Raw genomic sequence first — 260 nt, 5'->3', positions numbered from 1 at the left:
CTGGATGGCACGGTAGCCTCGGCGCCCTTCGACCTGACGGCTGGCAGCAACCCCACGGAAGCCGGTGGCTTCCCCGGTGATGACCAGGACGACGCAGAGGAGACGAACGGCAACATGACGATCGACTTCGGCTTCCTGCCGAACATGAGCGTCGGTTCCACGGTATTCTACGACGTTGACGACAACGGCGTACAGGACCTGACCAACCCGCTGGAGTACGGCATCGCCGGTGTCACGGTGAACCTGTACTTCGATGCGAA

At 61.9% G+C, this 260-nt stretch carries 1 protein-coding gene; it reads left to right on the top strand.

What is annotated here, in order from left to right:
* The coding region (locus H9S92_RS14060; RefSeq protein WP_187467336.1) for a hypothetical protein at positions 1-260 on the top strand (260 nt) is incomplete at both ends.

This window comes from Neolewinella lacunae (genome assembly GCF_014349155.1).
Classification (GTDB): Bacteria; Bacteroidota; Bacteroidia; order Chitinophagales; family Saprospiraceae; genus Neolewinella; species Neolewinella lacunae.
The sequence above is the reverse complement of the archived record's forward strand: the minus strand, read 5'-3'. Positions and strand labels throughout refer to the sequence as shown.